Source organism: Intestinirhabdus alba (assembly GCF_009711095.1).
Lineage (GTDB): Bacteria > Pseudomonadota > Gammaproteobacteria > Enterobacterales > Enterobacteriaceae > Intestinirhabdus > Intestinirhabdus alba.
This window is the reverse complement of record NZ_WMJZ01000151.1, coordinates 1-489: the sequence shown is the minus strand read 5'-3', so window position 1 is coordinate 489 and position 489 is coordinate 1. Positions and strand designations below refer to the sequence as shown.

Here is a 489-nt window from a genome sequence, read left to right as displayed (position 1 = left end):
GCTGTGGCCGGGCCGGGTGCTGGAGGTGACGGGCGCGGAGGCGGCGGAGTTCGGGCGGGGCGTGGTGGTGACGGAGGTGCGCAGCCGGGCGCGGCGTGACCGGAGCTTTGAGGCGGAGTTTGCGGGGATACCGGACAGCGTGGAGTACGGTTTTCGCCCGCAGCCGGGGCGACGTCCGGTGATGGCGGGAACGCTGCCGGCGCGGGTGACGAGCACCACGGAAAACGACCTTTACGGGCATATCGACAAAGAGGGCCGCTACCGGGTGAACATGCTGTTTGACCGGGCGGAGTGGGAGAGAGGATTTGAGAGCCTGTGGGTGCGTCAGTCGCGGCCCTATGCGGGGGACACGTACGGGCTGCACCTGCCGCTGCTGGCGGGAACGGAGGTGGCGATAGGGTTTGAAGACGGCAACCCGGACCGCCCGTACATCGCGGGGGTGCTGCACGACTCGGCGCACCCGGACCTGGTGACGATAAAGAACTACCG

Annotated in this window: 1 protein-coding gene; it reads left to right on the top strand. The window is 68.5% G+C overall.

Annotated features, from left to right (window positions below):
• On the top strand, nucleotides 1-489 hold a 489-nt coding region (gene vgrG / locus GJV78_RS22815), incomplete at both ends, for a type VI secretion system tip protein VgrG (RefSeq protein WP_155110331.1).